The sequence below is a fragment of the Roseinatronobacter bogoriensis DSM 18756 genome, assembly GCF_004366635.1.
Lineage (GTDB): Bacteria > Pseudomonadota > Alphaproteobacteria > Rhodobacterales > Rhodobacteraceae > Roseinatronobacter > Roseinatronobacter bogoriensis.
This window is the reverse complement of record NZ_SORN01000002.1, coordinates 274264-296254: the sequence shown is the minus strand read 5'-3', so window position 1 is coordinate 296254 and position 21991 is coordinate 274264. Positions and strand designations below refer to the sequence as shown.

Annotated in this window: 21 protein-coding genes; 18 read left to right on the top strand and 3 right to left on the bottom strand. The window is 57.5% G+C overall.

Features of this window, described 5'->3' with window-relative positions; genetic code table 11:
* The first annotated feature begins 5 nt into the window (after window positions 1-5).
* From EV660_RS06125 to EV660_RS06050, 16 genes are all read left to right on the top strand, one after another.
* On the top strand, window positions 6-233 hold the full coding sequence (locus EV660_RS06125) for a DUF5337 domain-containing protein (protein WP_071480844.1): 228 nt from the start codon (window positions 6-8) through the stop codon (window positions 231-233).
* A 21-nt stretch (window positions 234-254) separates the two neighbouring features.
* On the top strand, window positions 255-1553 hold the full coding sequence (gene nuoF / locus EV660_RS06120; protein ID WP_071480843.1) for an NADH-quinone oxidoreductase subunit NuoF: 1299 nt from the start codon (window positions 255-257) through the stop codon (window positions 1551-1553).
* Between the two features lie 3 nt (window positions 1554-1556).
* Entirely contained in the window at window positions 1557-2063 is a 507-nt protein-coding gene (locus EV660_RS06115) for a DUF3291 domain-containing protein (RefSeq protein WP_071480842.1), read from the top strand.
* Window positions 2060-2491: a DUF5333 family protein gene (locus EV660_RS06110; protein ID WP_071480841.1), complete on the top strand. Its 432-nt coding sequence runs from the start codon at window positions 2060-2062 to the stop codon at window positions 2489-2491. Before EV660_RS06115 ends, EV660_RS06110 begins: the two co-directional genes overlap by 4 nt.
* Window positions 2492-2493: 2 nt before the next feature.
* Window positions 2494-4512, top strand: a complete 2019-nt coding sequence (nuoG, locus tag EV660_RS06105; protein ID WP_071480840.1) for an NADH-quinone oxidoreductase subunit NuoG — start codon at window positions 2494-2496, stop codon at window positions 4510-4512.
* A 59-nt stretch (window positions 4513-4571) separates the two neighbouring features.
* Window positions 4572-4931 (top strand): hypothetical protein, encoded by a 360-nt coding sequence (locus EV660_RS06100; protein WP_071482135.1) that lies wholly within the window; start codon window positions 4572-4574, stop codon window positions 4929-4931.
* Window positions 4932-4946: 15 nt separating this feature from the next.
* Window positions 4947-5984: an NADH-quinone oxidoreductase subunit NuoH gene (gene nuoH, locus EV660_RS06095; RefSeq protein ID WP_071480839.1), complete on the top strand. Its 1038-nt coding sequence runs from the start codon at window positions 4947-4949 to the stop codon at window positions 5982-5984.
* A 3-nt stretch (window positions 5985-5987) separates the two neighbouring features.
* The gene (gene nuoI, locus EV660_RS06090) at window positions 5988-6479 is read left to right on the top strand and encodes an NADH-quinone oxidoreductase subunit NuoI (RefSeq protein WP_071480838.1); all 492 of its coding nucleotides are present in this window, start codon (window positions 5988-5990) and stop codon (window positions 6477-6479) included.
* 101 nt (window positions 6480-6580) lie between these two features.
* Window positions 6581-7192, top strand: a complete 612-nt coding sequence (locus EV660_RS06085; protein WP_071482134.1) for an NADH-quinone oxidoreductase subunit J — start codon at window positions 6581-6583, stop codon at window positions 7190-7192.
* Window positions 7193-7261: 69 nt separating this feature from the next.
* Window positions 7262-7567 (top strand): NADH-quinone oxidoreductase subunit NuoK, encoded by a 306-nt coding sequence (gene nuoK, locus EV660_RS06080; RefSeq protein ID WP_071480837.1) that lies wholly within the window; start codon window positions 7262-7264, stop codon window positions 7565-7567.
* Between the two features lie 4 nt (window positions 7568-7571).
* The gene (gene nuoL / locus EV660_RS06075) at window positions 7572-9536 is read left to right on the top strand and encodes an NADH-quinone oxidoreductase subunit L (RefSeq protein WP_071480836.1); all 1965 of its coding nucleotides are present in this window, start codon (window positions 7572-7574) and stop codon (window positions 9534-9536) included.
* Window positions 9536-11077 (top strand): NADH-quinone oxidoreductase subunit M, encoded by a 1542-nt coding sequence (locus tag EV660_RS06070; RefSeq protein ID WP_071480835.1) that lies wholly within the window; start codon window positions 9536-9538, stop codon window positions 11075-11077. Before nuoL ends, EV660_RS06070 begins: the two co-directional genes overlap by 1 nt.
* An 11-nt stretch (window positions 11078-11088) precedes the next feature.
* Window positions 11089-12528: an NADH-quinone oxidoreductase subunit NuoN gene (gene nuoN / locus EV660_RS06065; protein ID WP_071480834.1), complete on the top strand. Its 1440-nt coding sequence runs from the start codon at window positions 11089-11091 to the stop codon at window positions 12526-12528.
* Window positions 12518-13264, top strand: coding sequence for a biotin--[acetyl-CoA-carboxylase] ligase (locus tag EV660_RS06060; protein ID WP_071482133.1), 747 nt, complete (start codon window positions 12518-12520; stop codon window positions 13262-13264). The genes nuoN and EV660_RS06060 overlap by 11 nt, the downstream gene beginning before the upstream one ends.
* A gap of 17 nt (window positions 13265-13281) precedes the next feature.
* Window positions 13282-14070, top strand: a complete 789-nt coding sequence (locus tag EV660_RS06055) for a type III pantothenate kinase (RefSeq protein WP_071480833.1) — start codon at window positions 13282-13284, stop codon at window positions 14068-14070.
* Window positions 14067-15740 carry a ribonuclease J gene (locus EV660_RS06050; RefSeq protein WP_071480832.1) on the top strand — a complete coding sequence of 558 codons (1674 nt, stop codon included), beginning with the start codon at window positions 14067-14069 and terminating at the stop codon, window positions 15738-15740. The genes EV660_RS06055 and EV660_RS06050 overlap by 4 nt, the downstream gene beginning before the upstream one ends.
* Window positions 15741-15851: 111 nt before the next feature.
* On the opposite strand, the gene EV660_RS06045 is transcribed toward EV660_RS06050, so the two are convergent.
* The 3 genes from EV660_RS06045 to EV660_RS06035 form a co-directional block, all read right to left on the bottom strand.
* Window positions 15852-17849 (bottom strand): capsular polysaccharide biosynthesis protein, encoded by a 1998-nt coding sequence (locus tag EV660_RS06045; RefSeq protein ID WP_071480831.1) that lies wholly within the window; start codon window positions 17847-17849, stop codon window positions 15852-15854.
* 13 nt (window positions 17850-17862) lie between these two features.
* Window positions 17863-18993, bottom strand: a complete 1131-nt coding sequence (locus EV660_RS06040) for a polysaccharide biosynthesis/export family protein (protein ID WP_311638432.1) — start codon at window positions 18991-18993, stop codon at window positions 17863-17865.
* Between the two features lie 90 nt (window positions 18994-19083).
* Window positions 19084-20373 (bottom strand): capsule biosynthesis protein, encoded by a 1290-nt coding sequence (locus tag EV660_RS06035; protein WP_071480830.1) that lies wholly within the window; start codon window positions 20371-20373, stop codon window positions 19084-19086.
* 177 nt (window positions 20374-20550) lie between these two features.
* On the opposite strand from EV660_RS06035, the gene EV660_RS06030 reads away from it, so the two are divergent.
* A complete protein-coding gene (locus tag EV660_RS06030; protein ID WP_071482131.1) occupies window positions 20551-21156 on the top strand; it encodes a riboflavin synthase in 606 nt (201 codons plus the stop codon).
* A gap of 51 nt (window positions 21157-21207) precedes the next feature.
* The gene (locus EV660_RS06025) at window positions 21208-21990 is read left to right on the top strand and encodes a segregation and condensation protein A (RefSeq protein ID WP_071480829.1); all 783 of its coding nucleotides are present in this window, start codon (window positions 21208-21210) and stop codon (window positions 21988-21990) included.
* Window position 21991 lies beyond the last annotated feature (1 nt).

Sequence of the window (21991 nt, the reverse complement as noted above, 5' to 3'; positions counted from 1 at the left end):
AACGCATGGCGAAACCTTCGTCCCGCGACATGGCACTCGCCCGACAAGCTCGGCTTGTCGGGGTGGTGATGGCGTCAGCGATCGTCGCCTGGGTTGTTTTGGGATGGATGGGGCGCGAGTTCGGTTGGGACCCGCGCTACGCATTTCTGATAGATTTTTCGGCGCTGGCGGCGTTTGGCTGGGCACTGATCGTAACGTTTCGCATCTGGCGACAAGGGAAGGCCGGAAAATAGCCGGCAGACAAGGGTTAGCACATGCTTGATGACAAGGATCGTATCTTTACCAATCTCTACGGGATGCATGACCGCTCTCTCAAAGGGGCGCGTGCGCGTGGGCATTGGGACGGGACCAAGGCCTTGCTGGCAAAGGGTCGCGACTGGATCATCGACGAGATGAAGCAATCGGGGCTGCGCGGGCGTGGCGGCGCGGGTTTTCCGACCGGTCTGAAATGGTCTTTCATGCCCAAGGAAAGCGACGGGCGTCCGTCTTATCTGGTCGTGAATGCCGACGAATCCGAACCCGGCACCTGCAAAGACCGCGAAATCATGCGGCACGATCCGCATACACTGATCGAGGGGTGTCTGATCGCGTCTTTCGCGATGAATGCCCATGCCTGCTATATCTATATTCGCGGCGAGTATATCCGCGAGAAAGAAGCCTTGCAGAACGCGATTGACGAAGCCTATGACGCGGGGCTGGTTGGCCCGAATGCGTGCGGCTCCGGCTGGGATTTTGACCTCTATCTGCATCATGGCGCAGGGGCCTATATCTGCGGCGAAGAAACTGCTCTTCTGGAAAGCCTTGAGGGCAAGAAGGGCATGCCGCGGATGAAGCCGCCTTTCCCTGCCGGTGCAGGGCTGTATGGCTGCCCGACCACTGTGAATAACGTGGAATCGATTGCCGTCGTGCCGACAATTTTGCGCCGTGGCGGGGCATGGTTCGCAGGCTTTGGCCGCCCGAACAATGCGGGCACCAAATTGTTTGCCATCTCCGGCCATGTGAACCGCCCTTGTGTGGTGGAAGAGGCCATGTCGATCAGTTTTGAAGAATTGATCGAGAAGCACTGCGGGGGCATTCGTGGCGGTTGGGATAATCTTCTGGCGGTTATTCCGGGTGGCAGTTCGGTGCCTTGTGTGCGCGGCGAGAAGATGCGCGATGCGGTGATGGATTTCGACTATCTGCGCAACGACCTTAGTTCTGGCCTTGGAACGGCGGCGGTGATTGTCATGGACAAGCAGACCGATATCATCAAGGCAATCTGGCGTTTGTCCAAATTCTACAAGCATGAAAGCTGCGGCCAGTGCACGCCGTGCCGCGAAGGGACGGGCTGGATGATGCGGGTCATGGACCGCTTGCTGCGCGGCGAGGCAGAGGTTGAAGAAATCGACATGCTTTGGGATGTGACCAAGCAGGTCGAGGGGCACACGATCTGCGCGCTTGGCGATGCAGCGGCATGGCCCATTCAAGGGCTTATCCGAAATTTCCGTGACGTGATCGAAGATCGCATCGCCAGTCAAAAAGCCGGGCGGTCGGCAAAGGTAGCAGCAGAATAACCCATGACACATGCAGGCCACCATCTTGCGGAGTTGAATATCGGGCGCCTTCTGGCGCCGACCGATGATCCGCGCGTGGCCGAGTTCATGGGTGCGCTGGACAAGGTCAATGGGTTGGGCAAGCGGATGCCGGGCTTTGTCTGGATGATGGAAGGTTCTGGGACGCCGGGCACGGGCAATACGGAAAATTGCATTGCAGGTGATCCGCAATCTGTGGCCAATCTGACTGTGTGGACGGATATCGCATCTTTGGAACAATTCGTCTGGAACACCGTACACCGCCAGTTCTACCAGCGCCGCGCGGCTTGGTTCGAAGTGTTGCACAAGATGCATTTTGTCATGTGGTGGGTGCCGCAAGGGCACCGTCCGACGCTGGAAGAGGGGCTGGAGCGGCTGGAACATCTGCGCGCAAATGGGGCAAGCGCCTATGCGTTCGGTTGGGATTGGCTGGACGAGGCGCAGTTATGGAAGCGGCGGTCATGCACAGCCGCGACGGAGTTAGCACAATGAAACAGCAACTATTGGGAATGGCGACTGCGCTTCTTGTCACCGGTTCGGCCGTGGCCAGCGCTGCGACCACCCAGACCGAAGTGAACGAAACGCTGCGAAACACGCCCGAGATTTACAATGGCCTGTTTACCGCCGCGCTTATCAAGCATGTGGTCGATACTTGCCCCAATGTCAGCCCACCGGGCCGTCTGGCGCGGGTGAATTACTTTCTGACGCTGTATAATCGCGCACGAAATATGGGTTATAGTCGGTCGCAGATCGAAGCTTTTGTGGAAGACAAGCAGGAACAAGCGCGTCTGGAAGGTATCGTGAAAGCGCATTTGCAACGTGAAGGCGTGGAGCCTGAAGATGAGGCATCCGTCTGCGCCTATGCAAGCGCCCAGATCGCCGAACGCTCTGCGCTAGGCCGCCAGTTGCGGGAGAGGTGAAAATGTCAGAGTTGCGCAAGATCATCATTGACGGCAAGGATGTCGAAGTTCCGCCAGAAATGACCCTGATACAGGCCTGTGAAGAGGCAGGGATCGAAATTCCACGTTTCTGCTATCATGAACGCCTGTCGATTGCAGGCAATTGCCGCATGTGTCTGGTTGAGGTTGTGGGCGGTCCGCCCAAACCCGCGGCAAGCTGTGCCATGCAGGTCAAAGACCTGCGCCCCGGACCAGAGGGCGCGCCGCCGGTGATTAAGACCAATTCACCCATGGTCAAGAAGGCCCGCGAAGGGGTGATGGAATTTCTGCTGATCAACCACCCGCTGGATTGCCCGATCTGCGATCAGGGCGGCGAATGCGATCTGCAAGATCAGGCTATGGCCTATGGTGTCGATTTCTCGCGCTACCGCGAGCCCAAGCGCGCGGTCGAGGATTTGCAGCTTGGTCCCTTGGTAGAAACCCATATGACGCGGTGCATTTCCTGCACGCGCTGTGTGCGCTTCACCACCGAGGTGGCGGGCCAGACCGTCATGGGCCAGACCGGTCGCGGCGAGGATGCCGAAATCACCACTTATCTGGGTGCGCTGATCGAGTCGGAAATGGTCGGCAATATTGTTGATCTCTGTCCGGTTGGGGCGCTGGTCTCCAAGCCCTACAGCTTTACCGCGCGGCCTTGGGAATTGACCAAGACCGAAACCATTGACGTGATGGATGCGCTTGGGTCCAACATTCGCGTGGATACTAAGGGCCGCGAAGTCATGCGTATTCTGCCACGCAACCATGATGGCGTGAATGAAGAGTGGCTGTCGGACAAATCGCGCTATGTCTGGGATGGGCTGAAGCGTCAGCGCCTTGACCGCCCCTATATTCGGGAGAATGGCAAGCTCCGCCCAGCATCCTGGCCCGAGGCACTTTCTGCTGTCGCCAGCGCGATGAAGGGCAAGAAAGTGACCGGGTTGATCGGGGATCTGGTCTCGGTCGAGGCGGCCTATGCGCTGAAACTGCTGATTGAAGGGCAGGGCGGCACAGTGGAGTGTCGGACCGATGGCGCAAAGCTGCCTGGGGGCAATCGTTCGGCCTATGTCGGAACAGCGGCGATTGAAGATATCGACTATGCCAACAAGATCCTGCTTGTGGGGACCAATCCGCGCAGTGAAGCACCTGTTCTGAATGCGCGTATTCGCAAGGCATGGTTGAATGGCGCAGATGTGACACTCGTCGGCGCGGCAGCAGACCTGACCTATGAATACGAGCATATGGGAACCGATCGCGCGGCACTGGAACAGGTTGCAGGGCTTGATATGTCAGCGCTTCAAGACAAGAACTGCATTGTGATTGTCGGGCAGGGCGCGCTTCGTGAAGCTGATGGCGCGGCCGTTCTCGCGATGGTGCAGTCGATCTGCGAGAAATCGGGGGCGAAGTTGCTGGTCCTGCATACAGCCGCGTCCCGCGTCGGCGCCATGGATATTGGCTGCACGACTGAGGGCGGCATTGCTGCGGCGACCGATGGGGCAGAGGTTATCTACAATCTGGGAGCCGATGAAATCGACATCGCGCCGGGTGCCTTTGTGATCTATCAGGGCAGCCACGGTGACCGGGGCGCACATCGGGCGGATATCATTCTGCCGGGCGCGGCCTATCCTGAAGAACCGGGTCTGTTCGTGAATACCGAAGGCCGGCCGCAACTGGCCTTGCGCGCGGGTTTTGGTCCGGGAGAGGCCAAGGAGAACTGGGCCATTCTGCGCGCATTGTCGGGCGAAATGGGCGCGACCCTGCCGTTTGACAATATCGGCGCTCTGCGCAAGCATCTGACGGCTGCTCATCCGCATCTGGCCGATATTGATATTGTACCGGACAATGAATGGCAGGCCATTGCGCCGGCGGCATTGGGCAAGGCTGATTTCCGCAATGCTGTGACGGATTTCTACCTGACCAACCCGATTGCGCGTGCCTCCAGCCTGATGGCAGAGCTTTCCGCGATGGCGAAGCAACGCCAGCAGACGCCCTTGGCCGCAGAGTAAGAACATTGACGCGCGCACTCACCCCCCTTGGTCTGGCTCTGGTCGCTTCTGGCGGCCTGATGGGCTGCGCCGAGGAAACGGGCGCGCGTGCGGCGCTGTCGCCGCCGCAAAATGCTGAATATCTGGGTGTGCAAACGCTGCTGCTGGACAATAACACGGTAAGCTTTGTCGTGCGGATGCGGGGCGCGCGCGACAGGGCCGATGTTGTGACCTATGCGCGTTGTGCTGCGGCGCAATATACGTTAATCCGCGGCTACGGTTTTGCGCAACATGTGCGCACGAATGTTCGCCGTTCCGGGGATGTTTGGGTCGGGGATGGCGGCTTTGTCATTTCACCAGATATTCCGGCGGGAATGCGCAACCTGGACGCAGAAGTGATTGTGGATGATTGCCGGGAACAAGGCATCCCCACGGTGTGAGGAATTGAGGGACGAATGACAGAGTTTCTGCAAACCGGACTGGGGATTACCGTGCTGATCGCGGCGCAATCTCTGCTTGTTGTTGGCTTCGTGATGATCAGCCTGATTTTTCTGGTCTACGCAGATCGCAAGGTCTGGGCCGCGGTGCAGATGCGCCGTGGGCCGAATGTCGTCGGTCCCTGGGGGCTTTTGCAGACATTTGCTGATGCTTTGAAATTCGTTGTCAAGGAAGTGGTGATTCCGGCAGGCGTGGACCGTCCTGTTTATTTCCTTGCGCCGTTGTTGAGTTTCGTCCTGGCCATGCTGGCTTGGGCCGTGATCCCGTTCAATGACGGCTGGGTCCTGGCAGATATTAACGTGGCGATCCTGTTCGTCTTTGCCATTGCCAGCCTAGAAGTATACGGCGTGATCATGGGGGGCTGGGCGTCCAACTCCAAATATGCGTTTCTTGGCTCGCTTCGGTCTGCGGCACAGATGATTTCTTATGAAGTGTCGCTGGGCCTGATCATCATTGGTGTCATCATTTCGACCGGCAGCATGAATTTTGGCGCCATCGTTGCAGCGCAAGATACCGGTCATGGTTTGCTGGGCTGGTACTGGTTGCCACACCTGCCAATGGTGGCGCTGTTCTTCATCTCAGCGCTGGCTGAAACGAACCGCCCGCCATTTGATCTGCCCGAAGCGGAATCCGAGTTGGTTGCCGGGTTCATGGTGGAATATGGCTCGACCCCCTATCTGCTGTTCATGGCAGGTGAGTATATCGCCATATTCCTGATGTGTGCGCTGATTTCGCTGCTGTTCTTCGGCGGCTGGCTGTCGCCAATTCCGGGTCTGCCGGACGGGTTCCACTGGATGTTCCTGAAGATGGCATTCTTCTTCTTCATGTTCGCAATGGTCAAGGCGATCGTACCGCGCTACCGCTATGACCAATTGATGCGGATCGGTTGGAAAGTGTTTCTGCCATTATCGCTGGTCTGGGTTGTCGTTATTTCGTTCTTGGCAAAATTCGAGGTGCTTGGCGGCTTCTGGGCCCGCTGGGCGATAGGAGGGTAAGTCATGGGTTTTGACTGGAACCGAGCGATAAAATACGCCCTCATGACGGATTTCATTCGCGGCTTTGGCTTGGGTATGAAGTACTTTGTCGCTCCTAAGCCAACGCTGAACTACCCGCATGAAAAAGGGCCGTTGTCACCGCGCTTTCGGGGTGAACATGCGCTGAGGCGCTACCCGAACGGGGAAGAGCGTTGTATCGCATGTAAATTATGTGAGGCAGTCTGCCCTGCGCAGGCGATCACCATTGACGCAGAGCCGCGCGAGGACGGGTCACGCAGGACAACGCGATACGACATTGATATGACAAAATGCATTTATTGCGGTTTCTGTCAGGAAGCCTGTCCAGTAGATGCAATTGTCGAGGGGCCGAATTTCGAGTTCGCATCCGAGACACGCGAAGAACTGTTTTACGACAAGGCGAAGCTTCTGGAGAATGGCGAGCGCTGGGAAGCCCAGATCGCCCGCAACCTTGAGATTGACGCGCCTTACAGATAGGCGCTGGCATACCGGCACATGCCGGTTGCAGCGCTGCGCATGAATGACACCGGGCGCTTGACGCGTCAGACACGACAAAAGGGAACCCGAGGGACATGGGGATTACCGATATCACATTCTACGCCTTGGCGATCACGCTGCTGAGTGCGGGATTTCTTGTTACCGTATCGCGCAATCCGGTCCATTCGGTTCTGTGGCTGATCTTGTGCTTTCTGTCGGCAGCGGGGTTCTTTATTCTGCTGGGCGCGGAATTCATCGCGATGTTGCTGATCATCGTCTATGTCGGCGCGGTTGCGGTGCTGTTCCTGTTTGTGGTCATGATGCTGGATGTCGATTTTGCGGCCCTCAAGGGAGAGATGGCGCGCTATTTTCCGATTGCCAGCATTATCGGCATTGTATTGCTGATGCAGATGGCGCTTTTGTTCGGGTCCTGGCAGGAAGCCGAGAGCGCACGCAGCCTGCGGCAGGCACCCACACCCGACATTGCCGAAATGCACAATACCAAGGCCTTGGGCATGATCATTTATGACCAGTATTTCCTGCTGTTTCAGGTCTCTGGTCTGATCCTGCTGGTGGCAATGATCGGGGCTATCGTGTTGACCCTGCGCCACCGCAAGAATGTGAAGCGTCAGGATGTCGTCGCGCAGATGCAGCGCGACCCGGCCAAGGCGATGGAGCTGAAGGACGTGAAATCAGGGCAAGGGCTGGGCTGAGGCTGGCGCTGCGATTACAAGTACGAGGGTCCGGAAGCGACCCCGGAAGAACGGAAAACGAGGGACTTGATGGTTGGACTTGAACATTACCTGACCGTGGCGACGGCGCTGTTCGTCATCGGTATTTTCGGGATATTCCTGAACCGCAAGAATATCATCATCATCCTGATGTCGATCGAATTGATGCTGTTGTCGGTCAATATCAATCTGATTGCCTTCTCGTCTTTCCTCGATGATCTGGTAGGCCAGGTGTTCACCATGTTCGTGCTGACAGTTGCAGCGGCCGAGGCCGCGATTGGTCTGGCAATTCTGGTCTGCTTCTTCCGCAATCGTGGCACGATCGCTGTCGAAGACGTCAATGTGATGAAAGGCTGAGCGGATGGCTGTAACTGTTCTTCTGGCGCCCCTGTTCGGTGCCATAATCGCTGGACTGTTCTGGCGCGTCATTGGCGAGCGTCCGGCCCAGATCGTGGCGACGGCGCTGTTGTTCCTCTCTGCAATTTTGTCATGGGTTATTTTCCTGACGCATGACGGATCAGTTCAGCAAATCACGCTGATGCGCTGGATCGATAGCGGATCGCTTGTCGGGGATTGGGCCATCCGTCTGGATCGCCTGACCGCCGTCATGCTGATCGTGATCACCACAGTCTCGGCATTGGTGCATCTGTACAGCTTCGGTTACATGGCGCATGACGATAATTTCAAGGAAAACGAAAGCTATCGTCCGCGCTTCTTTGCCTATTTGTCGCTGTTTACTTTTGCCATGCTCATGCTGGTTACGGCGGATAACCTTGTCCAACTGTTCTTCGGTTGGGAAGGTGTGGGGCTGGCCTCTTATCTGCTGATCGGCTTTTATTTCCGCAAGCAATCTGCGGGCGCGGCTGCGATGAAAGCTTTTATCGTCAACCGTGTTGGCGATATGGGACTGATCCTTGCGCTGATGGTGATCTACTTTCTGGTCGACTCGATCCAGTATGACGACCTGTTTGCAGCAGCCCCAATGCTGGCGGAAACAACGGTCAGTTTCCTATGGACCGAATGGAATGCGGCCAATCTGATTGCATTTCTTTTGTTTGTCGGTGCCATGGGTAAATCGGCGCAGTTGTTTTTGCACACATGGTTGCCTGATGCGATGGAAGGGCCGACACCTGTTTCGGCACTTATTCACGCTGCGACAATGGTTACCGCGGGTGTGTTTCTGGTCGCGCGTATGTCGCCATTGATGGAATACACCCCACAGGTCATGGAATTTGTCGTCCTCATCGGGGCGATGACGGCGCTGTTTGCAGCGACAGTGGGCCTTGTGCAGAATGACATCAAGCGCGTGATCGCCTATTCGACCTGTTCGCAGCTTGGCTTCATGTTCGTTGCCGCTGGCGTGGGCGTCTATTCCGTCGCCATGTTCCACCTGCTGACACATGCCTTCTTCAAGGCCATGCTGTTCCTTGGTGCGGGGTCTGTCATTCATGGCATGCATCATGAGCAGGACATGCGCAATTATGGCGGGCTGAAAGACAAGCTGCCCTACACCTTTTACGCAATGCTGATCGGTACATTGGCCATTACTGGTGTGGGCGTTCCGCTGACGATGATCGGATTTGCCGGTTTCGTGTCCAAAGATGCCATCATCGAATCCACATTTGCTGCGGGTGCGGGCTATGCGTTCTGGGCACTGGTTGCAGCGGCCTTTATGACCAGCTTCTACAGCTGGCGGCTGATGTTCCTGACCTTCTGGGGCACGCCAAGGGGCGACAAGCACACGCATGAGCACGCACATGAAAGCCCCACTGTCATGCTGGTCCCCCTAGCTGTTCTGGCTGTCGGGTCCGTGCTGGCGGGGATGGCGTTCTATGGTCCTTTCTTCGGTTCGACCGAACAAGTCCGCGATTATTTCGGGGCTGCGATCTTCATGGCTGAAGGCAATGATCTTGTGACGCAGGCCCATTACGTTCCCGCATGGGTCAAGGTGTCGCCCTTCGTGGCCATGCTGTTTGGTCTGGGGCTGGCCTATATGTTCTACATCCGCGACACATCTTTGCCCAAGCGACTGGCAGACACCTTTCCCGGTGCCTACAGGTTCCTGCTCAACAAGTGGTATTTTGATGAAGTGTATGAATTCCTGTTCGTGCGTCCGTCTAAATTCCTCGGTCGGTTCCTGTGGAAAAAGGGTGATGGTGCCGTGATTGATGGCGGGATCAACGGACTGGCGATGGGGATCATTCCCTTCTTCACCAAGCTTGCCGGTCGCGCGCAGTCCGGGTTTATCTTTCACTATGCGTTCGCAATGGTTCTGGGGATTGTCGTGATCGTCACCTTTGTCACTCTGACAGGGGGGGCAAACTGATGCTGAACCTTTTGTCGATCATCACCTTCACCCCGGCAATCGCGGCTGCAATTCTGGCGATATTCCTGCGTGGCGAAGATGAGGCTGCACAGAGCAATGCCAAATGGGTGGCTTTGGTCGCAACGCTTGCGACATTCGCGGCCTCGCTGATCCTGCTGGTGGGTTTTGACCCGCAAGACACAGGTTTTCAGTTTGTCGAAGAGCATGAGTGGATCATGGGCTTTACCTACAAGATGGGGGTGGATGGCATCTCGATCCTGTTTGTGATGCTGACCACCTTCCTGATGCCCATAACCATTGGTGCATGCTGGAATGTGACGCATCGGGTGAAGGAATACATGATTGCATTCCTGCTGTTGGAAACCCTGATGATCGGGGTCTTCACGGCGCTGGATCTGGTTCTGTTCTACCTGTTCTTTGAGGCAGGTCTGATTCCGATGTTCCTGATCATCGGCATCTGGGGGGGCAAGGATCGCATCTATGCGGCCTTCAAATTCTTCCTCTACACGTTCCTCGGCTCGGTCCTGATGCTGGTCGCCATGATCGCGATGTATGTTGATGCAGGCACCACCGACATTCCCACATTGTTGCAGCACCAGTTCAGCACCGAGGCGTTCAGCCTTGCAGGATGGCAGATCATCGGCGGCATGCAAACGCTGCTCTGGCTGGCCTTCTTTGCGTCCTTTGCGGTGAAAATGCCCATGTGGCCGGTGCATACATGGCTGCCGGATGCGCACGTACAGGCCCCGACCGCCGGGTCGGTCATTCTGGCGGCGGTGCTGCTGAAAATGGGCGGATATGGCTTCCTGCGCTTCTCGTTGCCGATGTTTCCGGTCGCCTCCGATATTTTTGCGCCACTGGTGCTGTGGCTGTCGGCGATTGCCATCGTCTACACCTCGCTGGTCGCGCTGATGCAGGAGGATATGAAAAAGCTGATCGCCTATTCCTCGGTGGCGCATATGGGCTTTGTGACCATGGGCATCTTCGCCGCGAACCAGCAGGGTCTGGATGGTGCGATTTTCCAGATGATCAGCCACGGCTTCATCTCTGGCGCGCTTTTCCTTGCGGTTGGGGTGATCTATGATCGGATGCACACGCGCGAGATTGTTGCCTATGGCGGGTTGATCAACCGGATGCCGATTTACGCGGCGGTGTTCCTGTTATTCACCATGGCGAATGTCGGGCTTCCCGGTACATCGGGTTTCGTCGGCGAATTCCTGACCTTCATGGGCGTGTTTCAGGTCAATACCTGGGTTGCCTTCTTCGCTGCAACCGGGGTCATCCTGTCGGCAGGGTACGCGCTCTGGCTGTTCCGTCGTGTGGTCATGGGCGAGTTGATCAAGGAATCGCTCAAGGGCATCAAGGATATGGACCGTCGCGAAAAGCTGCTGATCGCACCATTGGTCGCGATGACACTGATCCTTGGCGTTTATCCGGCGCTTGTCACAGATATCATTGGTCCTTCGGTCAGCGCGCTGGTCGATGGGCATACGCTGGCATTGCAGGCCCATGAGGCCGCATCCCAGCTTGTACAGAACTGAAAGGTCTCGCGATGATCGGAGCTGATCTTTACACGGCCCTGCCCGAAATCGTGCTGGCGTTGTTCGCCATGGCGGCGCTGATGGTGGGTGTTTATGGCAGCAAGGACAAACTGGCAGAGCCGATCCTTTGGGCGACCGCCGGGATGATGGTGTTGCTGGGTCTTTACGCCGGGTCCATGGGGCTGGAGGCAACGACTGCCTTTAACGGGATGTATATCTCTGATGCCTTCGCGCATTTCTCGAAAATGGTCATCCTGTTTGCTGCCGCTGTGGTGATGGTGATGGGCCAAAGCTATATGAGTGCGGCCGGATTGCTGCGCTTTGAATACCCTATCCTGATCGCACTTTCGGTTGTCGGCATGATGCTGATGGTCTCAAGCGGGGATCTGATTGCAATGTACCTTGGGTTGGAGTTGCAATCACTGGCGCTGTATGTGGTTGCCACGATGAACCGCGACTCGTTGCGGTCAACCGAAGCGGGCTTGAAATACTTTATTCTGGGCGCGCTGGCGTCGGGGCTGCTGCTCTATGGTGCCTCGCTGGCCTATGGCTATTCTGGGACCACTTTGTTCGCGGGCATCATCTCGACCATTTCCGAAGACGGCATGTCTTTGGGGCTATTGATGGGACTTGCCTTTATGCTGGCCGGGCTGGCCTTCAAGGTTTCAGCAGTGCCATTCCACATGTGGACGCCTGATGTGTATGAAGGCGCGCCAACGCCTGTCACGGCATTTTTCGCAACCGCGCCGAAAGTGGCCGCGATGGCTCTGATTGCACGCGTTGTTCATGAAGCCTTTGGTGCAGTGCCCGGCGACTGGATGCAGATCATCGCATTTCTGGCGACAGCGTCGATGTTCCTGGGCGCAATCGCCGCAATCGGGCAGCGCAATATCAAGCGTCTGATGGCCTATTCCTCGATCAGCCATATGGGTTTTGCTTTTGTCGGGCTGGCAGCGGGCACAGAGCAAGGCGTTCAGGCCATGCTGGTCTATATGGCGATATATGTGACGATGAATATCGGTGTCTTTGCCTTTATCCTGACCATGTCGCGTGACGGCAAGCCGGTGACCGATATCGACAGCCTGGGCCAGTATTCCAAGGCCGAACCCTTGCGCGCGCTGGCACTTCTGATCCTGATGTTCAGCCTTGCGGGCGTGCCGCCATTGGTGGGCTTCTTCGGCAAGTTCTATGTGCTCTGGGCCGCGGTCGAGGCGGGCATGACATGGCTGGCCGTTGCGGGTGTGGTCGCATCGGTTATCGGGGCGTTCTACTATCTGCGCATCGTCTATTACATGTATTTCGGCGAAGAGATCGAGCCGATGGATACAGTACGCGCGCCAGTTCAGGCGACACTTCTTGTGGTCTCTGCCGCGATCATGGTGCTTGGCGTGATCAACTTGTTTGGGATCGAAGGTCTGGCAGCGCTCGCGGCAGAAGCCCTTGTCAAGTAACTGGCCCGAAGGTGTCGGGCGGATCATCCTGCCCGAAATCGATAGCACCAATGCAGAGGCGGCGCGCAGGGTCGGGTCGCTAGCGGGCCCTGTCTGGATACTTGCACACCGCCAGACCAAAGGGCGCGGCCGACGCGGGCGCGCCTGGAGCGATCCTGTCGGCAATTTTTCTGCGACCTATGTCGCGCGGCCTGATGGACCGCCTGATCAGGTTGCATTACGTTCCTTTGTCGCAGCGTTGGCGCTGGACGAGGCGCTTGTTGCCGTGACCGGCAGGCCGGACAGCTTTGCCATCAAATGGCCAAATGACGTGCTGTTGCATGGTGGCAAATTGGCGGGAATCTTGTTGGAAAGTGTGGGCGAGAACGCGCGGGTTAACCATCTGGCCATAGGCATCGGTGTAAACCTGCGACACGCGCCAGAACCGGAGGAGGGCGCTTTGACCCCTGTCAGCTTGCTGGCGGAAACAGGTGTCCAGATTACTCCGGAAGAGTTTCTGGGTATTCTGGCACCCGCTTATGCGCGCTGGGACGCGCAGCTTTCAACATTCGGCTTTGGCCCGGTCCGTCAGGCATGGCTGGCCCGCGCGGCGCGGCTTGGCCAGCCCATTGTCGCGCGCACTGTTGCCCAGAGCTTTGAGGGTACCTTTGTCGGGATCGACTCATCCGGGGCTTTGTTGCTGCAGATGCCGCAAGAGACACGTGCGATCCCTGCGGCAGAAGTTTTTTTCTCTTGATACCGGGGGGGCACAACATGCTTCTGACCATCGACTGCGGCAATACAAATACGGTGTTTTCGGTCTGGGATGGCGCTCAGGTACTTGCCACTTGGCGCACCTCGACCGAGCATATGCGCACGGCGGACCAGTATTTCGTTTGGCTGTCCACCCTGATGCGGATCAAGGGGGTGGAGTTGAACATTACCGATGTCATCATCTCTTCGACCGTGCCGCGTGTGGTCTTCAACCTTCGGGTTTTGTGTGACCGCTATTTCAATTGCCGTCCGCTTGTTGTCGGCAAGCCTGAATGCCTGTTGCCAGTCGCGCCGCGCGTGGATGAAGGGGTCAAGCCCGGTCCCGACAGGTTGGCCAATGCGGCGGGGGCTTTTGAGCGTTTTGGCGGTGATGTCGTGGTGGTCGATTTCGGAACAGCGACGAATTTCGATGTGGTGGCCCATGACGGGGCCTATGTGGGCGGGGTTATCGCACCGGGTGTGAACCTGTCGCTGGAAGCGCTGCATCAGGGGGCCGCCGCCCTGCCACATGTCGATATCTCGCGCCCGGACAAGGTTATCGGCACCAATACGGTCGAATGCATCCAGTCAGGTGTGTTCTGGGGCTATATCGGTTTGATCGAGGGTATCACTGCCCGGATCAAGCAGGAATATGGCAAGCCGATGACGGTGATCGGCACCGGTGGATTGGCACCGCTGTTTGCGCAGGCCGAAAACCTGTTTGACAGGGTTGAGGATGATCTGACACTGCATGGTCTTCGCGTTATTCACGCCTATAACAAGACAAACGGTATCGAGGAGCGATCATGAGCAAGGACAGGCTGATCTACATTCCCCTTGGGGGCGCAGGTGAAGTGGGCATGAACGCTTATGTGTTCGGTTATGGCCCAAAGGGGCGCGAGCGCCTGATCCTTGTGGACCTTGGGGTGACATTTGCGGATATGGATTCCAGCCCCGGTGTCGATCTGATCTTGCCCGATATCACATGGTTGGAAGAACGTCGTGACAGGCTGGAAGCGATCATTATTACCCATGCGCACGAAGATCATGTCGGTGCGGTGGGGCTGCTATGGGACAAGTTGCAGGTTCCGGTTTATGCGCGGGATTTCACCGCCCGCATTGCCCGGCTGAAAATGCAGGATGCCGGACAGGACCCGCAACAGGTGATTACCGTGGGCAAGGCCCCCGAAGCTCTGGAGCTTGGCCCCTTTCGCGTGCAGTTTTTCCCGGTTGCCCATTCCTTGCCCGAAGCCGCTGGGCTGATCATCGATACGCCGGCGGGACGGATTGTGCATTCAGGTGATTTCAAGGCAGATGAAACCCCCGGTGTCGGTGAACCGCATGACCCGGTATTGCTGGCCGAGATCGGGCGTACAGGGGTCAAGGCGCTGTTTTGTGACAGCACCAATGTGATGAACGAAAATCCGGGCCGGTCTGAAGCCACATTGAATGCCCCGATTGCACAATTGATGCGCGATGCGAAAGGCATGGTTGTTGCGACGACCTTCGCGTCGAATGTTGCGCGCCTGAAAACGCTGGCGGTTGCCGCGCAAGAGGCGGGCCGCTCTGTCTGTCTGATGGGGCGCGCAATGCTGCGCATGACACAAGTTGCTAAAGAGGCCGGAATTCTGACCGATTTCCCCGATACCGTCAGCCCCGAAGAGGCAAAGTCCATCCCGCGCGAGAACCTGCTGCTGATCGTTACGGGATCGCAAGGGGAACGGCGCGCGGCCTCGGCGCAACTGGCGCGGGGCAATTACATGGGACTGAGCATGAAAGAGGGGGATACATTCCTGTTCTCCTCTATGACGATCCCGGGCAATGAGCGTGACGTGGGCCGTGTGGTCAATGCACTGTCCGAAATGGGCGTTGATGTGCTGGACAATGCCGCGCGGCTTTATCATGTCTCTGGCCATGCCAATCGGCCTGATCTTGTTGCGATGCATGACCTTATTGCACCGAAAATGCTGATCCCGATTCACGGTGAACACCGCATGATGCGCGAACATGCCAAACTGGCGCTGTCGCGCGGGATGCGGTCGGCCGTAGTGCCCAACGGGTCTGTGCTGGACCTGACGGATGATGTGCCGGGGCTGGTGGATGAGGTGCCGACCGGGCGCGTCTATCTGGATGGCAGTCGCCTGATCGGGGCGATGGACGGGATTATCCGCGACCGCATTCGTATGGCGATTGGGGGACATGTTTTTGTCACATTGATCCTCGATGAAGAAAATGAGGCGCTTGGTGCGCCCTGGGCAGAAATCGCAGGGCTGCGCGCTGAGGCACGGGGGGGCAAGCTGCTGAATGAAGTCATTGAGGCCGAACTCGACGAATTTGTCGCACGAGCAGGCCATAAGGTGCTGGCAGATGATGACAAGCTGAACGACGGGCTGCGCCGGGTCGTGCGCCAAGTGGTCATGGAAGAGATTGGCAAGAAGCCTGAAGTGACCATAGTCGTCAGCCGCATGATGAATGACTGAGGTGATCTGATTGCGGCCTTCGGCCAGGTTTGTTTTTTTGGGGGGGCATGCCCCCCATGCAGCATTTTGCTGCATTCCCCCCGTGAGTATTTTCGGCAAGAAAATGAAGATCTAGCGCCAGAGCGGTGCGAAGCTTGCAAACAGGCCCTGTAGTTTTGCAAGCATGCGCAATGCGGGTCTGCGGGCGCTGTCATGCATGGCAAGACGGTCGAGCGCTACTTCGGGCGCGCAGGGAAGATGAGAGACGGGATCGACATAGCGCGGATAGGCAATCAGCGCTGCATGGGCGAGCGCATCGCGACTTGGACGTGCGGATCTGCGTTCGGGGATCGCGCCCAGATCTCGTGTCAGCCCCCACCCTGCATAGAAAGGCGCGCCAAGGGTGGTCACGGGCACATTGCGCAAGAGTGCTTCGAAGCCCAGCGTCGAGGTCATTGTCCAGACTTCATCGACGTGATCGAGCAGATAGGTTGGGTCAGCGCGATCCAGAACCAGATCGGCAAGGCGCATAGCCTCGCCTTGGGGGATGGCACCGGGTCTGAGGCCGGCCTCGACATCCGGGTGAGGTTTGTAGAGGATCATGGCCTGCGGATTGTGGCGACGGGTTTCGGCAAGCAGGGCCAGATTGGTGCAGATATCACCGGCACCAAGGCGAATGGAGGCGTCATCCTCGACCTGGCCGGGCACAAGGATACGGTAGCCCTCGGGCAGGTCCGGGGTCATGCACGAGAGGTTGTATTTGCTCAGGCGTTCTTTCCTGATCCGTGTGATGAGAGCCTGCGCGCGCGTAGTGCTGCCGGGGGGAGGCGGGGATGCAATAAGTGTTTCGAGGCGCGAGGCGGATCGCGGGTCGTAGTAAAGCCCAATATCATCTGCGACCAAAGACAGAGGTGGGGTCAGTTCGGCCCCAAGGCCGCGTGAGCGCAAAAAGCCATCTTCGACCCGGATTGCATTTTCTGGCCCATCCGCCATGCCCCAGACCATTGGCTGTCGGTCACGTTGGGGCGCTTTCGCAAAGCGCAGCCTTTCCCAGCGACCAAAGAAAATTTGCAGATGGCGCCGTTTCCAAAGCCGCATGTTCAGCGCAACATAGCCCTTGCGGTCTTCGCGCCATGCGCGCGTCAGTGCCTCCAGATGATCCAGCGCATCTTCAAAACTGCACAAACGGTCACGGCAAGGGTCATACCAATGCGGGTAAAGCAACATAGAAGCGGCAAAAAGCTGCGCGCGTGTCAGCCTGCGCCGACGCCTTGGATGCGGAGTCAGATCGGTTGTCAGGCCCCAGCCGGCATAGAAGGGCAGGCCGAATACCCGCGGTTTGTGCCCTGCAAAGATTGCGTCAAACCCCAACTGTGACGACACTGTATAGACTGCAATCGCACCTTCCAGCAATTCCCAGGGCGACACGGGATCATCAAGCAAGGTGATCTTGTCCTGTGTTGCATCTGCTGGAGTGTAGTGTCCTGCCCTGTATCCGTGTTGCGTTTCGGGATGTGTGCGGATGATGATCCGCGCGCCGGGAAAGTCGATCTGTGCCTGAACAAGCATTTCCCGGAACAGATGCGGCGAGAGCGCGCCATCCAGCCCCCCATGTGTCAGCGAGGCATCGCCGCGCACCTGATCGACGATCAGGACATAGCCGGGTTTTGGGGCAGGCAGGTCGGGGTCATGTGCTGAATATTTTGACAGTTGGAGCGCTTTGATACGTGCCATGCCCAGGCGCGCCCGCTCCAGCAAAGCGTGATCATCCAATGGATGCGTGGCAAGCAGGGTTTCAAGGCCAGAGGGTTTTGCTGGCGCATAATATGCGCCCTGATGGTCAATCAGCAAGCCAAGTGTCGGCTCTCCGGCGCGGCCGGGGAAGAGCGAGCGCAAGAACGCATCTTCGATCCGCAACAGACCCGCGCCCCGGCGCGCTGCAATTTTCTCGCCCCGCGCAGCACGCTTGGCATGCCCCCAGACCGCGACTTTATCTGCCTTGCCCGGCAAGCCGATGCGCAAAGGGTGCCCCGCGAGTTCCATGATCCGACGAATACGGCGTGCTTGCCGATCGGGGCCAAGAAACCCGCCTGAATAGGCATAGATGCGGGCTGGCGGGGCAGGGTCCATTGCAGATTGTCTGTTATTCCAGCGAGCGTCGGATATTCGTCGCAGCGGTTAGCGAGCCAGTCAGCGCAGAGATCTGTCGTGCCCACAGGACCGAAGATGCTTCAGTGACAAAGATTGTGTCGCCGTCGCGGATCTTGAAGTCACGCGCATTGAACATGCCTGTCGGCGCGGTCAGATCCAGCACATAGACAAAACGCACATCGGTGACAAACTGGCCAATACCAAGAATTTCGGTAGCAACTTCCGGGACTTCGTCACGGAAGATGAACACACCTGTCGGATCTGCGCGCAGCGGGTCAAGCCCGCCCACCATTGCAATGGCGTCGATGGCGGAAATCTGGCGGGTGTCAAAGGTCATGCGGTTTGCACTGCCTGTTGCCCCAAGGACGGTGAAGGCGCGCTGGTCTTCGCGTACGAGTATCCGGTCGCCTGCGCGCATGGCGATATCGAGCGATGGATCGGAATAGATGTCCTGTAGCCATGCCGAGTCCTGCCGGTTGCCACGGGTCACCAGAACTTGTGCGGTTTCAAGCGGAATGCTCAGGCCACCAGCGGTAGCGATCATGGAGCTGAGGCGATTGCTGGCGCGGGTCACAGGGTAAACGCCTTGCGCACCTACGCCACCGGCAACAGAAACAGTTGCTCCGTCACCCGGGGCGCGAGCAACCATGACCTGCGGGTCTGGTGTCTGTTCGTCGAGTGACTGGGTAATGATGCGGCGTAGCGCGTCTGGCGTATTGCCTGCAGCGCGAACGCGCCCTGCATAGGGAACGAAAATGAATCCCGCATCATCGACCTGAATTTCCTCGATCACGGCGTTGTTCAGCTCAGAGGGCGCAAGCAAGCCTTCGGGCACGTTTTCATATACATTCAACCGGATGATATCGCCGGGCCGAATGGTGTCGCCGCCCATCAACGCACCAGAGCGCAACGCATGGCTGAACCCCAACGCTTCGATCCGATTGGAGGCTTCGCTGACGCGTTTATTCACCATGATAATATGCGCATCGCCCGAGCGCATGACCGAGCCTTCGAAGATTTGTCGCTTGGATGGACCATCGCGTGACACAGTACAGGAAGCGACTGCAAACACAGCCGCAAACAGGGCCAGAACGCGGCCCAGGGGAAAAGATATTGCCAACACTGCTCGGGCTCCTTCTTGGGGTATGCCTCAGATTTTGTGTGACGATACAGCTTTTCTGTGAAAACGCCAAGAGTTGAAACAGTTTAGCCCCTAACGGACCATGCGCAACTGTTGCCTTGGGGCCGCGTCACCGCGGATCAGCGCGGTATAGGGGTCATCCTTGGCAAGCATCATATCTACCAGATGTCGCATGAGTTGCCGCCGTCCACCCAAAGAATAGTAGCCCCCCGGAACTTGCGAGGTTTCAAGCAGAAAATGTCTGTAGTCCCGGTACGCGCGTGCATCTGGGCGTTTGGGGCGGGCAAAGAAGGCGCGGATTGACTGATCTGATACGAATTCGGGCTTGTCATAGACTGCGCGGCCAAAAATCTTCAGTGGCATACCGCGCCACAAAACCTGTTGTGCTGCTGTCGAATTGACCGTCACACCAGAACGGGCATGGTTTAACAGCCGCGCAAGTTTACCGCCGCGCAGAAAATGCACACGCCCCTCCAGACCATGTGCCCTGGTAAGCTGCCGCATGGTTTCCCGGATGGGCGCGCGCCCATCCTCAAGCGGGTGCGCCTTGATCACCAGATGATGGTGCTTCGGAGCGCCCCGGGCGAAACCTGAAAATACCTTTTCCAGAAATTGCGTTTGCGAGGCGAACGGGCTGTGCGCCCGAAAACTGCTGTCATGTTCCAGTTGAAGCAGGATCAGATGATAAGGGAAGCCACCATTGCGTATTCGCCAACTGGCAATATGGCGTTCGGCCCAGTGCAGCGGCATCAACCAGAGCCGTTTGATATAGAGCAGGAATTCCTGGCGCACGCTCAGATCGCGGTGTGGTTTGAAATTCCGGTACTTGCGATTGAAGGCCATGACGCAGAAATGATAAAGCGCGCCGTAGAAAATGTGCTGGCGCATATCCCCCCAATGTGCCGGCGGATCGGGCAATTCGAGGTCGTATTTTTCCAGCGCCTTGCGCATTTCCGGCAGGTCGATATTCATCAGGGCAGAATTGCCGTTTGTACCGTCGCGCTCATATGTGATCCAGTAGGGGCGCAGATAGCCTTCCTCAAAGATATGGATTGTAAGGCCCATCTCGCGGGCCGCGTCGATGGCCTGCGCGTGAATGGGGCGTATATCGCCATAAAGGGCAATATCCGTGATATTGTGTTGCTTGATGATCTCGCGGATGCGTGCGGGCCACTTATCCTGCATCTCGCAGAAAGGGATGTATCTGGCCTTGTCGCGCCAGAAGAACGCATCCCCCTGATTGAAGCCAACGCGCCAGATTTGAGCACCTGCCGCGCGCAATCCGTGTGCCAATCGGTTGAAGAACCAGCCATGCGGCCCCTGCAAGAACAGAAATCGCCTGTCATCACCGTTTACACTCATGAAATCGTTCCAGTAACCCTGATCTATGACAGTATGTTCTGCATAAGATATCGTTCATTGCTTTGATGCTCTGGCGGATACAATAATGGTAAAATGCGGTGGATTTATGGCGCGCTTGTCATCAAGTTGAGGGCAGGCTACCTGTGCCGCAGATGTAGCATTGCGAAGGGAACGGATATGTTTACGGGGATCATCACAGATATCGGCAAAATCGTTGCCTTGCAGCAAGAAGGCGATCTTCGTGCCCGCATCTCGACGGGGTATGACATGTCCAGCGTCGATCTGGGGGCGTCCATTGCCTCTGACGGGGTTTGCCTGACAGTCGTGACAAAAGGGCCGGACTGGTACGAAGTGCAGGTCTCTGCCGAAACGGTGTCAAAAACCAATCTGGGCCAATGGAAACCCGGAAAGCGCGTCAATCTGGAGCGCGCGCTAAAGGTCGGGGATGAATTGGGCGGGCATATCGTTTCTGGCCATGTGGATGGCGTGGCCGAAGTTGTCGGTTTGGAACTGGAGGGCGGCAGTACAAGGTTGCGGTTTCGCGCGCCGGACCATCTGGCTGGCTTTATTGCGCCCAAAGGCTCTGTCGCACTGGATGGCACGTCGCTTACGGTGAATGAGGTGTCTGGCGCTGAATTCGGCATTAACCTGATCCCGCATACCAAACAGGTCACAACCTGGGGCGATGTTGCGCTGGGTGATCTGATAAACTTGGAGATTGATACGCTTGCGCGCTATGTGGCGCGGCTGCGCGACTGGGAGCGGCATCTGTCCACAGTATGATGGACATCGCGTCCGGCGGCAGCGTATGCTTGCGGCAAATCAAGGCGTATCATGACCGACACATTCGACAGGGTTGACAGTGTATCCGCACGGCGCGATGCCGAGGCGCTGATTGTCGATGTGGACGGGTTTGAGGGACCGCTTGATCTGTTGCTGACCCTGTCACGCACGCAGAAAGTCGATTTGCGGCGCATATCTGTGCTGCATCTGGCAGAACAGTATCTGGGCTTTGTGGAGCGTGCCCGCGCCTTGCGGATTGAACTGGCGGCCGATTATCTGGTCATGGCGGCGTGGTTGGCCTATCTGAAGTCGCGGCTGCTGCTGCCGCCTGATCCGACCGAAGAAGGGCCGAGCGGTGCAGAACTGGCGGCGCATCTGGCGTTTCAGCTCGAACGCCTGCAAGCCATGAGAGAGGCGGCCGCGCGCCTTATGGGGCGCGACCAGAAGGGGCGAGATTTCTTTGTTCGCGGCGCGCCCGAGGCTTTGGGGATCAATCGCAAAACGGTATTCGAGGCCAGCCTGCTGGACCTGATGCGGGCTTATGCAAGGCTGCGTACACGCGATGAATTCAGACCTTATGCCTTTGACCGGTCTGATATTTATCCATACGAGGCCGCGCTGGAACGCTTGTCGCGGCTGGTGCCGGGGGCAGGGGACTGGACCAGCCTGCAAACCTATCTGCCTGAAGGCTGGCGCAGTGCGCCTGCCCGCAAGCGGTCTGCGATTGCCTCCACCTTCGCAGCCACACTGGAACTGGCGAAGCAGGGCCAGATTGAATTGCGACAGTCTGATACATTTGCGCCCTTGCATTTACGGCGCAAGGCCGGTCAGTGAG